The 19,997-nt window shown below is 66.1% G+C and carries 16 protein-coding genes; 7 read left to right on the plus strand and 9 right to left on the minus strand.

Features of this window, described 5'->3' with window-relative positions:
• The first annotated feature begins 99 nt into the window (after positions 1 to 99).
• From AC6A67_RS01690 to rsmA, 3 genes are read left to right on the plus strand one after another with little or no spacing between them, the layout of a single operon-like run.
• Positions 100 to 2,622 (plus strand): LPS-assembly protein LptD, encoded by a 2,523-nt coding sequence (locus tag AC6A67_RS01690; RefSeq protein WP_498034789.1) that lies wholly within the window; start codon positions 100 to 102, stop codon positions 2,620 to 2,622.
• Positions 2,619 to 3,710, plus strand: coding sequence for a 4-hydroxythreonine-4-phosphate dehydrogenase PdxA (gene pdxA / locus AC6A67_RS01695; RefSeq protein WP_498034790.1), 1,092 nt, complete (start codon positions 2,619 to 2,621; stop codon positions 3,708 to 3,710). Before AC6A67_RS01690 ends, pdxA begins: the two co-directional genes overlap by 4 nt.
• The gene (rsmA, locus tag AC6A67_RS01700; protein WP_498034791.1) at positions 3,707 to 4,573 is read left to right on the plus strand and encodes a 16S rRNA (adenine(1518)-N(6)/adenine(1519)-N(6))-dimethyltransferase RsmA; all 867 of its coding nucleotides are present in this window, start codon (positions 3,707 to 3,709) and stop codon (positions 4,571 to 4,573) included. Before pdxA ends, rsmA begins: the two co-directional genes overlap by 4 nt.
• A 175-nt stretch (positions 4,574 to 4,748) precedes the next feature.
• Here the strand turns inward: rsmA and gmk are convergent, their stop codons facing one another.
• The 7 genes from gmk to fabD form a co-directional block, all read right to left on the minus strand.
• Positions 4,749 to 5,417, minus strand: coding sequence for a guanylate kinase (gene gmk, locus AC6A67_RS01705; RefSeq protein WP_498034835.1), 669 nt, complete (start codon positions 5,415 to 5,417; stop codon positions 4,749 to 4,751).
• A gap of 5 nt (positions 5,418 to 5,422) precedes the next feature.
• On the minus strand, positions 5,423 to 6,304 hold the full coding sequence (locus AC6A67_RS01710) for a YicC/YloC family endoribonuclease (RefSeq protein WP_498034792.1): 882 nt from the start codon (positions 6,302 to 6,304) through the stop codon (positions 5,423 to 5,425).
• A gap of 153 nt (positions 6,305 to 6,457) precedes the next feature.
• On the minus strand, positions 6,458 to 7,834 hold the full coding sequence (gene mltG / locus AC6A67_RS01715) for an endolytic transglycosylase MltG (protein WP_498034793.1): 1,377 nt from the start codon (positions 7,832 to 7,834) through the stop codon (positions 6,458 to 6,460).
• Between the two features lie 765 nt (positions 7,835 to 8,599).
• Positions 8,600 to 9,865, minus strand: a complete 1,266-nt coding sequence (fabF, locus tag AC6A67_RS01720; RefSeq protein ID WP_498034837.1) for a beta-ketoacyl-ACP synthase II — start codon at positions 9,863 to 9,865, stop codon at positions 8,600 to 8,602.
• Positions 9,866 to 10,020: 155 nt separating this feature from the next.
• Positions 10,021 to 10,257 carry an acyl carrier protein gene (locus tag AC6A67_RS01725; protein ID WP_498034794.1) on the minus strand — a complete coding sequence of 79 codons (237 nt, stop codon included), beginning with the start codon at positions 10,255 to 10,257 and terminating at the stop codon, positions 10,021 to 10,023.
• A gap of 355 nt (positions 10,258 to 10,612) precedes the next feature.
• Positions 10,613 to 11,350 carry a 3-oxoacyl-[acyl-carrier-protein] reductase gene (gene fabG, locus AC6A67_RS01730; RefSeq protein ID WP_498034795.1) on the minus strand — a complete coding sequence of 246 codons (738 nt, stop codon included), beginning with the start codon at positions 11,348 to 11,350 and terminating at the stop codon, positions 10,613 to 10,615.
• Positions 11,351 to 11,473: 123 nt separating this feature from the next.
• Positions 11,474 to 12,418 carry an ACP S-malonyltransferase gene (gene fabD / locus AC6A67_RS01735; protein WP_498034796.1) on the minus strand — a complete coding sequence of 315 codons (945 nt, stop codon included), beginning with the start codon at positions 12,416 to 12,418 and terminating at the stop codon, positions 11,474 to 11,476.
• Positions 12,419 to 12,687: 269 nt separating this feature from the next.
• Here fabD and rpoZ point away from each other — a divergent pair, with 269 nt between their 5' ends.
• The 4 genes from rpoZ to AC6A67_RS01755 all read left to right on the plus strand — a co-directional run bounded on the left by rpoZ (position 12,688) and on the right by AC6A67_RS01755 (position 17,875).
• Positions 12,688 to 13,086, plus strand: a complete 399-nt coding sequence (gene rpoZ, locus AC6A67_RS01740; protein WP_498034797.1) for a DNA-directed RNA polymerase subunit omega — start codon at positions 12,688 to 12,690, stop codon at positions 13,084 to 13,086.
• 879 nt (positions 13,087 to 13,965) lie between these two features.
• Positions 13,966 to 16,158 carry a RelA/SpoT family protein gene (locus AC6A67_RS01745; protein ID WP_498034838.1) on the plus strand — a complete coding sequence of 731 codons (2,193 nt, stop codon included), beginning with the start codon at positions 13,966 to 13,968 and terminating at the stop codon, positions 16,156 to 16,158.
• Between the two features lie 29 nt (positions 16,159 to 16,187).
• A complete protein-coding gene (gene pyrE / locus AC6A67_RS01750; RefSeq protein ID WP_498034798.1) occupies positions 16,188 to 16,772 on the plus strand; it encodes an orotate phosphoribosyltransferase in 585 nt (194 codons plus the stop codon).
• Positions 16,773 to 17,239: 467 nt separating this feature from the next.
• Positions 17,240 to 17,875 carry a LabA-like NYN domain-containing protein gene (locus AC6A67_RS01755; protein WP_498034799.1) on the plus strand — a complete coding sequence of 212 codons (636 nt, stop codon included), beginning with the start codon at positions 17,240 to 17,242 and terminating at the stop codon, positions 17,873 to 17,875.
• Between the two features lie 432 nt (positions 17,876 to 18,307).
• Here the strand turns inward: AC6A67_RS01755 and smpB are convergent, their stop codons facing one another.
• Positions 18,308 to 18,781, minus strand: coding sequence for an SsrA-binding protein SmpB (gene smpB / locus AC6A67_RS01760; RefSeq protein WP_498034800.1), 474 nt, complete (start codon positions 18,779 to 18,781; stop codon positions 18,308 to 18,310).
• A gap of 2 nt (positions 18,782 to 18,783) precedes the next feature.
• On the minus strand, positions 18,784 to 19,683 hold the full coding sequence (gene dapA / locus AC6A67_RS01765; protein WP_498034801.1) for a 4-hydroxy-tetrahydrodipicolinate synthase: 900 nt from the start codon (positions 19,681 to 19,683) through the stop codon (positions 18,784 to 18,786).
• Positions 19,684 to 19,997: the final 314 nt, after the last annotated feature.

Genomic DNA, 19,997 nt, shown 5'->3' on the forward strand with positions numbered 1-19,997 from the left:
CCGCCCGGCGATCGTTATGGCGCGAGGCGACAGGGGCAGACGGCGCATGCCGTCGAACCCGGGGCGTCGGGCCACAGGCGGATGAGACGGAACGGCAGTATGAAGTCACGGATCGGCATGGTCGCCCTCAGAGCCATCGCGGCAGTTCTGCTCGTGAGCGCGGCGCCCTGCGTTCTGTCGGCCCAGACCCTCAATGACGCCCTCCAGGCCAAGGCGAACAAGCCGGGCGAGAAGGACAAGCTGCTCGTGGAAGCGGGTGAGCTGGTCTACAACAATGACAAAAACACCGTCTCCGCCGTTGGCGACGTGCATCTGTATTACCAGGGTCGCACCCTGCAGGCTGACCGCGTCACTTATGACCGCGCCAATCGCCGCGTCTTCGCCACCGGCAACGCCCGCATCACTGAAACCGACGGCACGGTGCTCACTGGCGACCAGTTTGAGCTGACCGACGATTTCAAGGACGGGTTCATCGACTCCCTGCGCGTCAAGCGCACCGGCGAGTTTGAAGGCAAGACCGTCACCACCCGCTTCACCTCGCCGCGCGCCGAGCGCACGGCTGGCGAAACCATGGTGTTCGACAAGGGCACCTACACCGCTTGTGAGCCCTGCGCCGACAAGCCCGACCGTCCGCCGCTGTGGCAGGTGCGCGCCGCCAAGATCATCCACAAGAACGAAGAACGGATGATCTATTACGAGGACGCCACGATTGAGTTCGCTGGCATCCCGCTGGCTTATATCCCGTACATGTCGGCCCCCGATCCCACGGTCAGGCGCAAGACCGGCTTCCTGTCACCGCGCTTCGTCGTCACCTCGGCGACCGGCTATGGCGTGGCCGTGCCCTATTTCATCAATATCGCGCCCAATATGGACGTGACATTGACGCCGACCTTCATGACCCGCCAGGGCGTGATGGGCCAGGCCGAATGGCGCCACCGGCTGGAGACCGGCAGCTACAATGTGCGCGCCGCCGGCATTTTCCAGCAGGACGGCGACGCCTTCCTGCCGTCGCCGATCGGACCGCGCGACAAGGACTTCCGTGGCTCGATCGAGAGCGCCGGCCGCTTCTGGATCAATGACAAGTGGCAATATGGCTGGGACGTGGCCATGGTCACGGACAAATGGTTCTTCGACAATTACAAGGTGAAGTCCGAGAGCCTGTCGACCACCTATTTCCGCGAGTCGACCTCAACCGTCTTCCTCACCGGCAAGGGCGACCAGGGCTTCTTCGATCTCAGGGCTTATTATTTCAAGGGCCTGTCCAGCCTCGACTGGCAGAAGCAGCAGCCGGTCGTGCACCCGGTGCTCGACTACAACAAGGCCTTCGACGGCCCATCCTGGCTGGGTGGTCAGGTGACCATCGACGCCAACGTCACCTCGTTGAGCCGCGACCAGGCGTTCTTCCAGCAGACGCCGGACATGCTCAATAACTGGCTCGGCTATTATTCGAACTGCACTGTCTTTGAGAAGGGCCGCTGCATCATGCGCGGCATGGCCGGGACCTATTCGCGCGCCAGCGCTGAGCTGTCGTGGAAGCGCAAATTCATCGACCCGTTTGGCCAGGTCTGGACGCCGTTCGCCTCGGTGCGCGTTGACGGCACGTGGACCCGCGCCGACCTGAATGGCCCGCTGAACCAGCACATCCCGAGCTTCATCGATCCCGATCCGAGCGCGCTTGGCCGCGTCATGCCGGCTGTCGGGCTTGAGTATCGCTACCCATTCGTCGCCGCCACCAATAATGGCGTGCAGCACACCATTGAGCCGATCGCCCAGATCGTCGCCCGCCCCAATGAGGCGCGGATCGGCAAGCTGCCCAATGAGGATTCCCAGAGCCTGGTGTTTGACGACACCAATCTGTTCGAGTGGAACAGATTCTCGGGCTATGACCGGGTTGAAGGCGGCGTGCGCGTCAATTACGGCCTGAAATACGCCATCACCACGGACAGCGGCGCCTATGCCGACGCCCTGTTCGGCCAGTCGGTGCAACTCGCCGGCAAGAACTCCTTTAAGGAGGGCTATCGCGACCCCACCAACACCGGTCTCGACTCAGGCCTCCAGCAGCGCGCCTCCGATTATATCGGCCGCGTGCATTTGCAGCCGAACAGCCGTTTCTCGTTTACTGCGCGTGGCCGCTTTGACCAGGAAAGTTTTGCGCTGAAGCGCATGGAGCTGACGTCGAGCCTCAATCTCGGGGCGCTTTCGGCCAGCCTGACCTATGGCCAGTACGCCGCCCAGCCGCAGCTCGGCTATTCGGTGCGTCGTCAGGGTCTGGCGCCGTCCCTGGTGTACAATGTCACGCCGAACTGGCGCGTGCAGGGCAGCATGCTGTTCGACCTCAGCGCCCAGAAGAACGCCCAGCAGTATTTCCTGAGCAACCCGCTCACCCCCCAGGCCTATGTCAAGGCGCCCTATGGCACGCTGGCCTCGGCCTCGTTCGGCGTGCAGTACCAGGACGAGTGCACCACCTTCGCCGTGGTCTACACCAACTCCTATAACGACCCGACCACCGGCGTGCGCTCCAACAACCAGAGCGTGATGCTGCGGCTTGAGCTGACGACGCTGGGCGCCGTGCAATTGAGCCAGTCGATCGGCAATTCCACGAGCGACGGCGTCTCGCAATGAGTGGGACAGGCGCTGCGGCGGCCGCTGCGCCTGCCGCCGCCGCCCGCGATGCGCACAATGGGCTGTCGCAGGCGCTGTCCGCGCCTCTGGCCATGACCATGGGCGATCCGGCGGGAATCGGGCCCGAGCTGGCTGTCGCCACCTGGTTGCGTCGCCGCGACCTCCCCCCTTTCTTCGTGATCGGCGATGTCGCCGTGATGCGTCGCGCCGCCGCGGCGCGTGGGCTTGGCGTGCGCGTGCTCAGCGCGGCTGCGCAGGCGATGGAGGCTTGTGCCGGCCATGAGCTGCCGGTGTTGGCGGTGGACGCCCCGCCTGCAAAGGGCGTGCCCGGCCAGCCAGACGCAGCCAACGCTCCGGCGGTGATTGCCGCGATCACCGATGCGGTGGCGCTGGCGCGGGCGGGCGAGATTGCGGGCGTCGTCACCTGCCCCATCGCCAAATCCGTGCTGTATGACGCTGGCTTCCGGCATCCTGGTCACACCGAATTTCTCGCCGAGCTTTGCCGCGATGGCGACGCGCCCGCGCCCGTCCCGGTGATGATGCTGTGGTGTGACGAACTGGCCGTCGTGCCGGTGACCATCCACATACCGCTGGCCGACGTTCCCAGGCGACTGACCACCGAATTGATCATCGACACCGCGCAGATCGTCGCCGATGATTTGCGTCGTCGCTTCGGCATTGAGCAGCCGCGCCTCGCGCTCGCCGGGCTCAACCCCCATGCCGGCGAAGGCGGCGCCCTGGGGCTGGAGGATGCGGCGATCATCGCGCCAGCAGTGGCGGAGCTGATGAGGCGCGGCGTGTCTGCGCGCGGGCCCCTCCCTGCCGACACCATGTTCCACGCCCGGGCCCGCCCCAGCTATGACGCAGCGCTGTGCATGTATCACGACCAGGCGCTGATCCCGATCAAGACCATTGCCTTCGATGAAGGCGTCAACGTCACCCTTGGCCTGCCGATCGTCCGCACCTCGCCGGACCATGGCACGGCCTTCGATATCGCCGGCACGGGCGTCGCCCGCCCCGACAGCCTGATCGCCGCCGTGCGGCTCGCCGGGCGCCTCGCCATGGCTGACAGAAACAGCACCCGATGATTGATGACCTGCCCCCGCTGCGCGACGTCGTCGCCGCCCATGGCCTCGAGCCGAAAAAGTCGCTCGGCCAGAATTTTCTGTTCGACCTCAATCTGACCGCCAAGATCGCCCGCTCCTCTGGCCCGCTCGAGGGCGTCACGGTGATCGAGGTTGGCCCGGGACCCGGCGGGCTCACCCGTGCCCTGCTTGCTGGCGGCGCCCGCGAGGTCATCGCCATTGAGCGCGACGCCCGCTGCCTGCCAGCGCTGGAGCAGATCGCCGCCCGCTATCCCGGGCGGCTGCGCGTCATCAACGCCGACGCCCTCAAGGTGGATTTCGCTGAACTGGCGGGGCCCGACGCGGGCCCGGTGCGCATCGTCGCCAATCTGCCCTACAATGTCGGCACCGCCTTGCTAATCGGCTGGATCACCACGGATGCGTGGCCGCCGGCGTGGGAATCGCTGACGCTGATGTTCCAGCGCGAGGTGGCCGAGCGCATTATCGCCGACCCATCCATGCCCAATGATTACGGCCGGCTTGGCGTGTTGTGCGGCTGGCGCACCGAGGCGCGCATCCTGTTCGATGTGCCGCCGTCGGCGTTCACACCGCCGCCGAAGGTGATGTCGTCGATCGTCCGCATCACGCCGCGCATAGCGCCTGAGCCGTGCCGGCTGGCGGCGCTGGAGGCCGTCACCCACGCCGCCTTCGGCCAGCGCCGGAAAATGCTGCGCCAGAGCCTGAAGGGCGCTGTCAGCGACCCCATCACCTTGCTCGCCCGTGTCGGCATCGAGCAGACCGCCCGCGCCGAAACCATCCCGGTCGCCGGCTTCGTCCGCCTCGCCAATGAGCGCGACGCCATGCTGGCCGAGGCAAGCGGCGGCTGACCCACCAGCGGCGCTGGCACCTTGCAGTTCACCGATGCGTCAGCGGAGTCGCAACCTCGTTTGAGGCGACGCTGGCAGTCAGTGTCCGCCACATGGGCGCGCTGCCTGGCGATTCACCCCACAAAAAAGGCGCGCCAGCCGGGCGCGCCCTGTGTCATATAGTCGGTGTTGAGGCTCAGTCAGCCCCGGGCAGCGGTCCCTGCATCAGGCCGTCGATGAACGGCGCAAGCCCGGTCTGGCGGCGGCGCTTGAGGCGCTCGGCGGCGATGATCGCCAGCAGCGCATTATAGCTGGCGTCGAGATCTTCATTGATCAGCACATAATCATAGGCTTCCCAGCGCGCGATCTCGTCACGCGCCGCCTTGAGCCGCGCGTCGATCACCTCTGGCGCATCCTCAGCGCGGCGCACCAGGCGATTGCGCAGCTCGGCCATGGATGGCGGCAGGATGAAGACCGTGACCACATCGTCCTTCATCTTGTCGACGACCTGCAGCGTGCCCTGCCAGTCGATGTCGAACACCAGATCATGGCCGGAGCTGAGGGTCTTCTCCACGGAGGCGCGCGGCGTGCCGTAGAAATTGCCATGCACCTCGGCCCATTCGAGAAAGCCGTCGCGGTCGCGCAATTGCTCGAAGCCCTCACGGTCCATGAAAGCGTAGTGGACCTGATCGATCTCTGATGGCCGCTTCTGCCGCGTCGTCGCCGACACCGACAGGCGCAGATCGAGGCTCTGGTTCTGCGACAGCAGCCGGGTCAGCGTCGATTTGCCGGCCCCGGAGGGCGACGACAGGATCAGGATGAAGCCGCGGCGGGCGCCAGGGGCGTCAGGAATATTGGCTTTCATACGGGTCACTCGACGTTCTGAACCTGCTCACGGAACTGCTCGACCACGGTCTTCAGGTCGAGCCCGATGGCGGAGAGGCTGGCGTCATTGGCCTTGGCGCACAAAGTGTTGGCCTCGCGCGACAGCTCCTGGGCGAGAAAATCCAGCCGACGCCCCACGGCGCCGCCCTCATCGAGCAGCGCCGTCACCGCGTCGCCATGGGCGCGCAGCCGGTCGAGCTCTTCGCGGATATCGGCGCGGCTGGCCAGCAACACCGCCTCCTGATGCAACCGTTGCGGATCGAGGCTGCCCGGAGCGCCAGTCAGCAAAGCGATCTGCTGTTCGATGCGGGCGCGAATGGCCTCGGGCCGCCGCGCCGGGGCCGCTTCGGCCAGCGCAGTTAGCTCGGCGATGCGGCTGATCTGGCCGCGCAGCACGCCTTCCAGCACCGCGCCTTCCGCCGCACGGGCCGCGACCATGGCGGCGACCATGGCCTCCGCGGACGCCTCGATGGCGCTGAACACCGCCTCATCGGGGCGCGTGTCGGCCTCGACGCTCTCGACCACGCCGCGCACGCCGAGCACCGCGTCCATGGTCAGCGGCGCGACGTCATCAGGGCGCTCGAGCGAACGGAACGCCTCCAGCACCATGCGGGCCACCTCGAGATTGACCCGCACGGTCGGAGCGGCGCTGAGGCTTGTGACATTGAGCGACACGTGACAGGCGCCGCGGCGCACCGCGGCGGTGATGGCCTTGCGCGCCGCCTCGCCGCACCGGTCATAACCAACCGGCGTGCGCATGCGGATGTCGAGGCTGCGCCCGTTGACGCTGCGCACCTCCCACGCCCATGACAGCACGCCATGGACGCCCTCGGCGCGCGCGAAACCGGTCATGCTTGAGATCGCCATTGGCCAGTACGCCCCTTCTGTCACAGCTTAAAAACACGGGCCGCGCCATGGCGATGGCGCGGCCGAAACCTTCTGAACCTGGGATCAGGACCGATGACCCGATCGCGGCGCATGGCTGGTCGAGCCCGCGCCAGTTGCCGGCGCGGCGCCTGATCAGCGCACTTTTGGCACAGTCTGCGGCGAGTTCAAATCCCAGGTCTTGTTGCGCAAGGGATCAAGGTTGGTGCCCTCTGAAGCGTCGAACGCCCGTGGACGCGCCCCAGGGGCCGCAGGCGCGATCCCGCCCTGACCAGGCGCGGGCTGCTGCTCCGCACCCGCCTGGCCCGGCACAGCGGGGGCTTCGCCAGACGGCTGACCATTGCTCTGACCTTGAGCCGGGGCTTCAGCTCCGGAGGCGACGGGCTGCTGGTTCCGCCGCTCCGCCTCCATCTGGCGCAGACGCGACACGCCGCGATTATGCTGGTCGAGGGTTTCCGAGAAGGTGTGGCCGCCCGTGCCATCGGCGACGAAATATAGATCGCGGGTGCGCGAGGGATTGGCCACCGCTTCAAGCGCCGCCCGGCCTGGATTGGCGATCGGGCCCGGCGGCAGACCGTTGATGGTGTAGGTGTTATAGGGCGTCGGCGTGGTGATGTCGGCGCGTGAGATCGGCCGGCCCAACGTGCCCTTGCCGCCGGCGATGCCATAGACAATGGTCGGATCAGACTGCAGCCGCATGCCCTTCTGCAGCCGGTTGACGAAGACGCCGGCGACGCGGGTGCGCTCATCGGCGCGGCCGGTCTCTTTCTCGACGATCGAGGCCAGCGTCACCAGCTCCTGCGGCGTCTTCACCGGCAGATCAGCCACGCGTCGGCCCCAGACCTCGGCGATGACGCGCTTGCTGTCCTGGGTCATACGATCCAGCAGCTGCTGGCGCGAGGCGCCGCGCGAGATCTTGTAGGTCTCCGGCAGCAGCGTGCCCTCTGGCGGCGTCTCCGTCACCTCGCCGGTGAGCAGATCCGACTCACGCAAGCGGGCGACAATCTGTTCGCTGGTCAGCCCTTCCGGCACGGTCAGATTGTGCAGCACGGTCTTGCCGCTGACCAGGGTCTCCATGACGTCGCGCAGGCTCGAGCCCTTCTTGAACAGATACTCACCTGCCTTCACGTCATCATTGGCGCCGGAGACATAGACGCCGGCTAAAAACAGCGTCGGCTGTGAAATCACCCCCTCGCGCTGCAGCGCATCGGCCACGGTGCGGGCGCCGCCCCGGACGATCACCACCTTGTCGGCCACCAATGGGCCGGGCGCGTTGAACTCGCTGCGCAGCACATAGGCGCCGCCGCCGATGGCCGCCGCGCCGATCAGGATAGCGGTGAGGAAATTGCTCATGGAATTGACGAACCCGCCCCGCTCGCGGCGTTTGCGCGGCGGCGGCGGCGGCACAGCTTCGGGCTTGATCGCGTCGCTCGGGCTCTTCAGCGAACGCACCCGCGCGCCTTTTTCAGCGGGCGGCGGCGTTTTGCCGATGGACGTCCTGTTGTCGTTCATGCCTCATCCATTCAAAGCCACGTCCACAACGCCAGGCGCTGTCGTCGTGTGGCGCCGGGACCCGCGACACTGCGCGCTACGACGTTGCGTCAATCAAGCTGCGCCGTGCGGCCAGCACGCAGACAGCGCGACAGAGGGCGCAAAACCATTGGGGCGACACGCAGCGGGGCCTGGCCTCGATCAGCGATCACAGCCTTCGCGAATGGCAGGTCGCCACCGGCGCCATCTGGCCCCATCGCCAGCAGGGATCGTCCAGGCGGCGACACTGTCGCCGACGTCAGCCCGAGCCGCAAGACGCCATCCACAGCTCTACGCCATCCACAGCTCTGCAGAGCGCCTGGCGCAAAGCCGGCAGTGGCGACGCCAACGGCTCGCGGCAAGCCAACCTGGGGCCTGGTTTGCTCCAGTCGCTTGCCCAAGCCGCTTGCCCCAGTCGCTTGCTTCAGTCGCTTGCCCCCTCCGCTGCCGCCGCGACGCCCGGAACACGCCGACGGAGAATCTGCCAGCGCAAGCACCATTTGGGATGACAGGGAAATGCGCCAAAATCTGGTCAGCGCGGCGTTCCGAGGGGCCGACATCCGATCATTGCAGCGCGCAGCCGCCGACGGCCGGTGCGTGCGGAGCCCGGGACGTCAACTCCCGATGAGAGCGGCGCCTGAGGCACCGATTCCTGGTGGCCCCGGCGCCTGAGGCGCCAGTTCCTGGTGGCCGCGGCGCCTGAAGCGCCGCCTGCTGATGAGCGCGGCGCCCAAGGCGCCGCTTGGCTCAGGCGTCGTGGCGGGCGAAAATCACTGACGCGTTGGTGCCGCCGAAACCAAAGGAGTTCGACAGCGCCACATTGATCGCGCGCTTGCGGGCCGTGTGCGGGGTCAGGTCAATCGCCGTCTCAACCGACGGATTGTCGAGGTTGAGGGTCGGCGGCACGATCTGGTCACGGATGGCCAGCAGCGCGAAGATCGACTCAACCGCGCCAGCGGCGCCGAGCAGATGGCCAATCGACGATTTGGTCGAGGACATCGAGATGCTGCCAGCGTGGTCGCCGACGAGGCGTTCGACCGCCCGCAGCTCGATCTCGTCGCCGAGCGGCGTCGAGGTGCCGTGGGCGTTGACGTAATCGATGTCCGCCACCTGGATGCCGGCGCGCTTCAGCGCCGCCCGCATGCAGCGATAGGCGCCGTCGCCGTCTTCCGACGGTGAGGTGATGTGGTGCGCGTCGCCGGAGAGGCCATAGCCAATGACTTCGCCATAGATGCGGGCGCCGCGCGCCTTGGCATGCTCCAGCTCTTCCAGCACGACGATGCCAGCGCCCTCGCCCATGACGAAGCCGTCACGGTCCTTGTCATAGGGACGCGAGGCGCGGGTCGGATCGTCGTTAAAACCGGTGGACAGCGCCCGGCAGGCGGCGAAGCCAGCCAGCGACAGGCGGTTGATTGGTGATTCCGTGCCGCCGGCCACCATCACATCGGCGTCGCCCAGCGCCACCAGACGGGCGGCGTCGCCAATGGCGTGCGCGCCGGTCGAGCAGGCGGTGACCACCGAATGATTGGGGCCCTTGAGGCCGTGGGCGATCGAGACATAGCCCGAAGCCAGATTGATCAGCCGGCCCGGAATGAAGAACGGCGACAGCCGGCGCGGCCCCTTCTCGTTGAGAATGGTCGCGGCTTCATAAATGCCGCCGACGCCGCCAATGCCGGAGCCAATCAGCACGCCGGTGGCGTTCTGGTCGTCGGGGGTTTCAGGCTTCCAGCCTGCGTCGGTCAGCGCCTGCTGCGCCGCCGCCATGGCGTAAATGATGAACGGATCGACCTTGCGCTGGTCTTTCGGGTCCATCCACTGGTCGGGATTGAACGTGCCGTCAGCGCCGTCGCCGACCGGAATCTGGCAGGCGATGCGACAGGCGATGTCAGAGACGTCGAACGCTGTAATGGCCCGGGCGCCGCTCTTGCCGGCGAGCACGTTGCTCCAGGTGGACTCAACATCGCCGCCCAGCGGCGTAACCATGCCAAGACCCGTGACGACCACCCGTCTCATTGTCATGCGCATCCAACCCCATACATCGCTTCAAGCCATCCAGTCATGCTTCGAGGGCCGCAAGGCCCCCGAAACAAATGGCTCCTCCCATGTCCGGTCGCTCGGGCGTCCCGGACAGAAAGTTCACCCAGTTCTGATGACGAAGAAACGCTGGCTCAGCCGGCGTTCTTCTCCAGGAACTTCACGGCGTCGCCGACCGTCACGATGGTCTCGGCGGCGTCGTCCGGGATTTCAACGTTGAACTCTTCTTCAAACGCCATGACCAGTTCGACCGTGTCGAGACTGTCAGCGCCGAGGTCGTCAATGAAATTGGCGTTGTCGACGACCTTGTCGGCTTCCACGCCCAGATGCTCAACAACGATCTTCTTAACGCGTTCAGCGATGTCACTCATCGTTCGGTCCTCGTTTCATTGTCTAAATGGCGTACGGCCGCCCGATGTCCGAGTGGCGTGCTTCAGGAGCCTCGGCCGCTGGCGCCCGTTAATCGTCGGAACAGTCCCGTCCGTCAAGGCGCGTTGTCCGTCGCTACTGCAAGCCTGCTTTTGCCCCCGCCGTCAAGAGCGGGGCTGGCTGGCGGGCTCTGGTAACACAAGGAAAACGCCGATGCGAGCGGCTCATCGCCCGCGAGACGCATGCACACATGTGCGCGTGTAGCCGCAAATGCGGACAGGTCAGGCGGCCTGACATCGGCGCCGGCGGCGCGATTCGCCCGCCGGACCGACGCTGGCATCCCCCCAGTTCATTGCCTCAGATCATCGCCATGCCGCCGTTGACGTGCAGCGTCTGGCCGGTGACGTAAGCGGCCTCAGTCGAGGCGAGATAGACGGCGGCTGCGGCGACATCGCCGCCCTCGCCCAACCGCCCTGCCGGCACATTGGTGAGGATCGCCTCTTTCTGCTTGTCGTTGAGGGCGTCGGTCATCGGCGAGGTGATGAAGCCCGGCGCGATAACATTGACGGTAATATTGCGGCTGGCGACCTCGGCGGCCAGCGCCTTGGTCATGCCGACGAGACCCGCCTTGGAGGCGGCGTAATTGCCCTGGCCCGGGTTGCCGGTGGTCCCAACCACCGAGCCGATATTGATGATGCGGCCATAGCGGCGACGCATCATGCCCTTGGTGGCGGCGCGCATCAGCCGGAACGAGGCGGTGAGATTGACGGCGAGCACCTGATCCCACTCGTCGTCCTTCATGCGCATGAACAGATTGTCCCGCGTCACGCCGGCATTGTTGACCAGAATATCGAGGCCGCCCATGGCCGCCTCGGCGGCGGGAATCAGCGCTTCCACCGATTCGGCGCTCGACAGGTCAGCCGGAACCACATGGGCGCGCGCCCCGAGGTCTGCCGCCAGCGCCTCCAGCGCCTCGCGGCGGGTGCCAGACAGCGCCACATCGGCGCCCTGGGCGTGCAGGGCGCGGGCGATCGCGCCGCCAATGCCGCCGCTGGCGCCAGTCACCAGGGCCTTGCGGCCGCTCAGATCAAACATGCTGGTTTCCCCTGAAGCATGGACTGATCCGCCCCATCGACGGATCAGTGAGAAATCGGACGCCGCGGCGCGGCCGGGACGTTGGCGCAGCGCCGGCGCGTCCCGCCGCCACGGCGGCTGGGCTTACTGGCGGGCCGCCACGAAGGCTGCGACGTCATCCGCCGTGCCGACGGCGACGCCCTTGCCATTGCTGGCGATTCGCTTGACGAGGCCGGTCAGAACCTTGCCAGCGCCAATCTCATAGAAGGTCTCGACGCCCTGGGCGGCCATGAAGCCGACGCACTCGCGCCAGCGCACGGTGCCGGTGACCTGCTTCACGAGATTGGCGCGAATCGCCTCCGGATCAGAGCCGGCTTCCGCCGTGACATTGGCGACCAGCGGGGCCAATGGGGCCACGACCGTGACCTTTGCCAGGGCTTCGGCCATGGCGTCGGCGGCAGGCTGCATCAGCGCGCAATGGAAGGGCGCCGACACCGGCAGCAGCATGGCGCGCTTGGCGCCGCGGGCTTGGGCGATCGGCAGGGCGCGTTCCACCGCCGCTTTGGCGCCGGAGATCACCACCTGACCGCCGCCATTGTCATTGGCCGCCGAGCACACCTCGCCCTGGGCCGCCTCGCGAGCCACGGCGTCGGCCTCGTCGAACTCAAGGCCGATCAACGCCGCCATGGCGCCCTGGCCCACGGGCACGGCCTGCTGCATGGCGTCGCCGCGAATGCGCAGAAGGCGCGCCGTATCGCCCAGCGTGAGGCTGCGCGCGGCGGCCAGCGCGGAATATTCACCTAGCGAATGGCCAGCGACAAAGGACGCCTCAGCGGCGAGATCGAGGCCAGCCTCGGCCTCAAGGGCGCGGATCACCGCCATGCTCACCGCCATCAGCGCCGGCTGGGCGTTGGCGGTCAGCGTCAGCTCATCGGCCGGCCCTTCCCACATCAGCTTCGACAGATGCTGGCCGAGCGCGTCATCGACCTCGGCGAAAACCTCACGCGAGACGGCGAAATTGTCGGCGAGCGACTTGCCCATGCCGACGGCCTGGCTGCCCTGCCCCGGGAAGGTGAACGCTGGTTTCATGGTCATTCCATCTTGTGCTGCGTCGGTGTGGCGGGGGGCGTTGCGCCCACCATTACCCGTGAAGGCGCCACGTGTTAGCGCCACATATTGGCGCAATCTCATCCAGACGCTATGATAAGTTGATTTTCGGCTGTCGCGGCCAGTGGCGCCGCCCCGGCTGGCTGTCAAGTCAACCGGTGGCTGACCATCCGGAAAGCTTGCGTCGTCGGGCGCCAGCGTGTATCTGGACGTGATTCCGCACCATTCAGATCCTTTGAAGGGAGCCCTTAATGGCTCGCGTCACTGTCGAAGACTGCATCGACAAGGTAAATAACCGTTTCGAACTGGTCCTGCTCGCCGGCTACCGCGCGCGCATGATCTCGTCCGGATCGCCGCTGACCATCGAGCGCGACCGTGACAAAAATCCGGTCGTGGCGCTGCGCGAGATCGCTGATGAGACGATCTCTGTGGATGACCTTAAGGAAGATCTGATCCACTCCATGCAAAAGCATGTGGAAGTGGACGAGCCGGAAGAGGACGCCGTGCCGAGCCGCGCCTCGATCGGCTCCTCGGTCAGCGCCCGCAGCGACGACGATCTGCAGGAATTCGATCGCATGAGCGAGGAAGACCTGCTGCGCGGTCTCGACGGCCTGGTGCCGCCGGCCCAGACCGACGACGACGAGGGCTGATCGGCGCGCCGACTGACGTCGGCGGCGCATCTCGCCTCGCGGCACATTTTGCGAAAAGCCTGGCCTTGCGGCCGGGCTTTTTTGCGTTTGGCGAAAGGCTTTGGGCGGACATGGGCCAGGCCGCGAGGGCTGGGAGAACGCCCCCTCCAGGATGCCCGACCGCCCCGACCTGCGCCGGTTTTCGCGCCGGCTTTGCGCTGGCTTTGCGCGATCGCCCGCTGGTTCTCGCCACACATTTGCCTGTGCTGCCGCAGCAACCTCCACATGGCCGTCGCATTTTGGTGACATTCGACACGTTTTTGTGGCCGGGGACCAGCCAGGTGATTAACCTTTAAACAGTCTGATCTATGAGGGATTGACCAGCGCCTTGACGCGCGTCCGCTGCAGCACCGGCCCGTGATCCGCCATCTCCGGGCGTCGTTGCGTCAGCAGCGGCTGCATCGCGGGGCGCGCAGACGACAACATGCGGTGGCGATGGGCGGGCTACGGGGCGCCCCAGGCTACGGGCGGACCAGGTGCGCGACAGTGGCGAAGCAGACAGGCACAGACAATGACGCGCGGCGCAGGCCGCAGACGCCCGACGACCGCCACAAGCCAGCCGCCGGCCTGCCAGGCGATGGCCCCGCGCAGGCCAATGGGCCAGTAACCGGAGTAGCCGGCCAGCCCGCGGACAAGACCGCTGGCAAGTCGGCTGGCGAGTCTGCTGATAAGCCGGCTGGCAAGAAGCATGCGGATGAGAAGGCGTCTGGCCGCCATGCTGGCGTGAAGACCGACGCCGCCCCGCCAGTTGACGCCGCCCCACCCGCCGCGCTGCCCGCCGCTCTCGCCCCGCAACCAGAGGCCGCGCCCGCGCCGCCGCGTCCGGCGCGCAAGCCCTTCATGCGTCAGTATGAGCTGGTGGAGCGGGTCAAGAGCTATGACCCGCAGGCTGATGAAGCGCTGCTTGACCGCGCCTATGTCTACGCCATGCGCGCCCATGGCAGCCAGGTCCGCGCTTCTGGCGATCCCTATTTCAACCATCCGCTCGCCGTCGCCGCCATTCTTTGCGACATGAAGCTGGATGACGCGACCATTGTCGCCGCCATCCTGCACGACGTCATCGAGGACACAGACGCCACCCGCGAGGAGATCGACCGGCTGTTTGGCCCGGAGATTGGGGCCCTGGTCGACGGCCTGACCAAGATCAAGAAGCTCGATTTCGTGTCGCGCAAGGCGCAGCAGGGCGAGAATTTCCGCAAGCTGCTGCTGGCCATCGCCGCCGATGTGCGCGTGTTGCTGGTCAAGCTCGCCGACCGGCTGCACAACATGCGGACGCTGGAATTCGTGCCGCCGCACAAGCGCCAGCGCATCGCCCAGGAGACCCTCGACATCTATGCGCCGCTGGCTGGCCGCATGGGTATCCAGGAAATGCGCCAGGAGCTGGAGGAGCTGTCGTTCCACCACCTCAATGGCGAGGCGCAACAGACCATCACCCGCCGGCTTGAGGAGATGGTCGGTCGCAATGGCGCGCTGATCCAGCAGATTGAAGGCGATTTGCGCGACCGGCTGGCGGCCGAGGGGGTGGAGGCCACGGTCAAGGGCCGGGCCAAGAGCCCCTATTCCATCTTCCGCAAGATGGAGCGCAAATCAGTCGGCTTCGAACAATTGTCCGACATCTTCGGCTTTCGCGTCATCGTCAATTCGGTGTCCGACTGTTACCGGGCGCTTGGCGTGGTGCAGACCACCTGGCCAATGGTGCCAGGGCGCTACAAGGACTACATCTCGACGCCGAAGCAGAATGACTACCGCTCGATTCACACCACGGTGGTCGGCCCCGGCCACCAGCGCGTCGAGCTGCAGATTCGCACCGCCGAGATGGATAGCGTCGCCGAGCTCGGCATCGCCGCCCACGCCCTGTACAAGGAGGGCATCGACAGCACCGGGGCCCTCGCCTCGGAAAGCCGCGCCTATCGCTGGCTGAAGCGCACTGTCGATCTGCTGGCCGAAGGCGACAGCCCGGAGGAGTTCCTCGAACATACACGGCTGGAGCTGTTCCACGACCAGGTGTTCTGCTTCACCCCCAAGGGTCGCCTGATCGCCCTGCCGCGCGGCGCAACGCCGATCGATTTCGCTTACGCCGTGCACACCGACGTGGGCGACAGCGCCGTCGGCGTGAAGATCAATGGCCGGGTGGCGCCGCTGCTGTCGGAATTGCAGAACGGCGATGAGGTCGACATCGTCCGCGCCAATGGCCAGACGCCGCCAGCGGCGTGGGAGAGCCTTGTCGTCACCGGCAAGGCCCGCGCCGCCATCCGCCGCGCCTCGCGCAGCGCCGTGCGCAAGCAATACGCCGGCCTCGGTCACCAGATCCTTGAGCGGGCGTTTGAACGCGCCGGCAAGGCGTTTGACGACGACAAGCTGCGCGCCGCCTTGCCCCGCCTCGCCCGCCCTTCCGTAGAGGATGCGCTGGCGGCGGTCGGTCGCGGCGAGATCTATTCTGGCGATGTGGTCAAGGCGATCTATCCCGACTACCAGGACGACAGCCGCGTCTCGCCTGACGCGCCGTCGATGGCGGGCTGGTTCGATCTCAAATCCGACAGCACCGTGAAGCTGCAGCTGCCGGTGGGCGGTGAAAATCCCCAGGCGCTGCCGATCCGCGGAGCCGGCAAGGATCTGCCGGTGCGCTTCGCCCCTGGCGGCGGCGCCGTGCCCGGCGACCGCATTATCGGCATTTTCACCCCCGGCGAAGGCGTCACCATCTATCCGATCCAGTCGCCGGCTCTTGCTGACTTCGAGAACGAACCAGAGCGCTGGATCGACGTGCGCTGGGATACCGAGACGCGCTATCGCCAGCGCTATCCGGCCCGCATCCGCATGAAGTCGATCAACGAGCCAGGCAGCCTCGCGCAGATCACCCAGGTGATCGCCGACCACGATGGCAACATCGACAATGTCGCCATGGTGCGCCCGACGGCGGACTTCACCAATGTCACGGTTGATTTGTCGGTGTGGGACCTTAAACACCTCAACAACATCATCGCCGAGCTGCGCGCCAAGCGCGTCGTCACCAATGTCGAGCGCGTCACCGAGTGACGCGGCAGCCGCCAACAGGTGCAAGGTCCATGAACCAGGAAGAAACTCTCGCGGAATTCCGCGACGCCGGCGCCCTGCTTGAGGGTCACTTCATTCTGTCATCGGGGCTGCGCAGCCCGATGTTCATCCAGAAAATGTTTATCTTCCAGGATCCGGCCCGCACCGAGAAAGTCTGCCGCGCCCTGGCGCAGAAGGCTGAAGCGGCGTTCGGCAAGATCGACGTGGTGGTGTCGCCTGCCGTCGGCGGCATCGTGCCGGGCTATGAGACCGCCCGGCATCTCGGCGCCAAGGCGATCTTCGTTGAGCGCGTTGAGGGCCAGTTCGAACTGCGTCGCGGCTTTGAGATCCCTGAGAACGCCCGCGTGCTGATGGTCGAGGACATCATCACCACCGGCCTGTCGTCGCGCGAGTGCCTCGCCGCCATCGCCCGCTATTCGGCCAATGTGGTGGGCGCAGCCTGCCTGATCGACCGCTCCGGCGGCAAGGTCGACATCGGCGCGCCGCTGGTGTCGCTGGCCGCCTTCGAGGTCCCCGCCTATCCGGCTGACCAGCTGCCGCCCGAGCTGGCCGCCCTGCCCGCCATCAAGCCCGGCAGCCGTGGCCTGAAGGCCTGATGCCCCAACCCGATGGGCATGACGTCATCGGCTTTCGGTGAAGCCCGTGCGGCGCCTGAGCATGTCAGGATGTGGATGCGACACATGCTTCGCATCCTGCTCTGAGCCGTCGCCGACCATATCGACCGCCGCCCACGCGTCATGGCGGCGGTTGCGCGCCGGTGCATCGTCAGCTGACGTTGCGGCGCCTCCCTGCTCCTCCCGTCCTGTGCAAGCCCGTGATCCGCGCCCGCAAGCTGCGCGCAACAGCGCAGCGCGCGGGCTCAAGTGGCGCGGAACATATGCGCCTCCGGGCAATCTGCGCGTGGCGCTGCAGTCCCGTGCAGGGTATGGCGCGCGCAGCGCCAGTGTAAACGCCTGTTGTCGTACCCTTGTGTTTCCGCTAATGCTTGAAGCAACAGTAGCCGCATATTCCGCGATTTGATTTCCCTACAGGCGCTCCTGCCTGCACAATATTTTGAGGCGCCATGAGCAACCGTGATCGCATCGCCCTGTTTATTGATGGCGCCAATTTGCACGCCACCGCCCGCAACCTTGGTTTCGAAATCGACTACAAGCGTTTGTTGAAGGAATTCAATGCGCAAGGCACACTTGTGCGCGCCTATTACTATACGGCGATGATCGACGACCAGGAATATTCTTCGCTGCGCCCGCTGGTTGACTGGCTCGACTACAACGGTTTTCGCGTCGTCACCAAGCCGGCCAAGGAATTCATCGACTCCACGGGCCGCCGCAAGGTGAAGGGCAATATGGACATCGAGCTGGCGATCGACGCCCTCGACATGGCCCCTTATCTCGACCGCGTCGTGCTGTTCTCCGGCGATGGCGACTTCCGTTCGCTGGTCAACGCGCTGCAGCGCCGTGGCCTGCGCGTCACCGTGGTGTCGTCCATCGTCACCCAGCCGCCGATGGTCGCCGACGAACTGCGCCGCCAGGCTGACGAATTCGTCGATCTGGCCAATCTCGCCGCCCGGGTCGGCCGCGAGGCCTCCGAGCGTCCGCCACGCGGCGACCGCTTCGAGCGCCCCACCGAAGAGCGCCCACGCAACCTGCAAGCGCGCTATGGCATCCGCCAGGCCGGTGAAGAAGAAGTCGACAGCTGAACGCCCGAAGCTGAGGTCCAGCCTGGCGCCTGATCGGCGCCTATCAGGCTGGCATGTTTGAGGCAGATCGCGCCTGCGCAGCCATCCCACTGCCAGCCACTGCCGCCGGCCGCTGCCGCCAGCCACTGCGCCAGCCACTGCCGCCTCAGGCGAACATCGCCTGCCAGCTGGTCGTCTCAGCGCCACTGGCCAGCCGCGCAAGCGAGCGCACGCCACACCTCCAGCGTCGACATGGTCGGGCTTGACCCGACCATCCACGTCTCACCCAAGCTCAGCTTGCAACGCCCGCCTGTCGCCAGCCCACAATCCCACTCCCTCATGCAACCCGCTGCCGAAACAACAAAGCCGCCCCTCGCAGGGCGGCTTACGTTTTCGGCATCCCGCATCGACACCAGTGACCAGCGATCCGACCCGTCACAACACGGCGTCACATCACCCCTTGTCGCGCAAAATTCGCGACTTCTCGCGATCCCACTCGCGCTTCTTCACGGCCTCGCGCTTGTCGGCGGCGTTCTTGCCGCGCGCCATGGCCAGCTCGACCTTGGCCATGCCCTTCTCGTTAAAATACACCCGCAACGGCACGATGGTGTAGCCGTCGCGCTGCACGCCGCCGATCATCTTGCTGATCTGGCGGGCATGCAGCAGAAGACGGCGTGGCCGCTTCGGCTCGTGGTTGAAGCGATTGGCCTGCAGATATTCGGGAATGTAAGCGTTGAAGAGGAACAGCTCGTTGCCAGACGGGCCGGCATAGGACTCGCCGATGGTCGCCTTGCCCGTGCGCAGCGACTTGACCTCGGTGCCGGTCAAGGCGATGCCGGCCTCCACGGTCTCGAGGATCGCGTAGTTAAAGCGGGCCTTGCGGTTGTCAGCGACGACCTTTTTGTTGTCCTCTTTCTTCGCCGCCATGCTCAGGCGTTCTCCACGAGGCCCGCATGCGCCATGGCGGCGCGCACCGTGGCGCGACCAGCCTCTGACATCGGGACGATTGGCAGGCGGACATGTTCGCCCATGCGGCCCAGTTCGGCCAGCGCAAACTTGGCCGGCGCCGGGCTGGGCTCGCAGAACAGATGCATGTTGAGCGGCATCAGGCGGTCATTCAGCGCGAGGGCCTGGGCATAGTCGCCCGCCAGACACGCCTTCTGGAAGGCGCTGTACAGGGCCGGCGCCACATTCGACGTCACCGAGATGCAGCCATGGCCGCCATGGGCCATGAAGCCGAGGCAGGTGCCGTCTTCGCCGGACAGCTGGATGAAGTCCTCACCGAGCGCCAGCCGCTGCATCGAGATGCGGGTGATGTTGGCGGTGGCGTCCTTGACGCCGACGATATTCTTCAGCTCATACAGACGCTTCATGGTGTCGATCGACATGTCGATGATCGAGCGGCCAGGAATGTTGTAGATGAAAATCGGAATGCCGATGGCGTCGTTGATCGCCTTGAAATGCTGGTACAGGCCCTCCTGCGAGGGCTTGTTGTAATAGGGCGTCACCACCAGCACGGCGTCCGCGCCCGCCTGCTCGGCGTGCTGGGCCAGCTCAATGGCCTCGCGGGTGTTGTTTGAGCCAGCACCCGCCATGACAGGCGCCCGCCCGGCCGCCTCCTTGATGCACCACTCGACCACCTGGCGATGCTCGTCATGGGACAACGTCGGGCTCTCGCCCGTGGTGCCGACCGGCACAAGGCCGTGGATGCCATTGGCGATCTGCCAGTCAACGTGCGCGCGGAAGGCCCCTTCATCGAGCTCCCCATCGGCGCCGAACGGCGTCACGAGGGCGGTGAAAGCTCCCTTGAAGATGGTGTGCGTTGTCATGAAAGTTCCTGGACTGTGACGCCGCAAGGCGGGGGACCGCCAGCTCGTTGAACGGGAGGAGCGTGGCTGCAGCAAGGCGACCAGGCGCTCCTGATCCTGATATTCCGCCAAAACAGCGGCGCGCCGCACGCCGCCGTTGTCATCAACCTGGCCGCCCCAGCGCCGCCGCCAACCTGTCGCCAGCCTGTCGACGGGCCAGCGCGACCGGCCCGGGCGCAAGGCGCCGAAAGCGTGACTGTCGCTGCAGTCTGCCGGCGTTTACGTTGCATTAACCGTAAATGCGGCTGAATCTGTAGCGTCAATTGGCGTGATCG

It is taken from the genome of Camelimonas sp. FR25, from assembly GCF_059740505.1.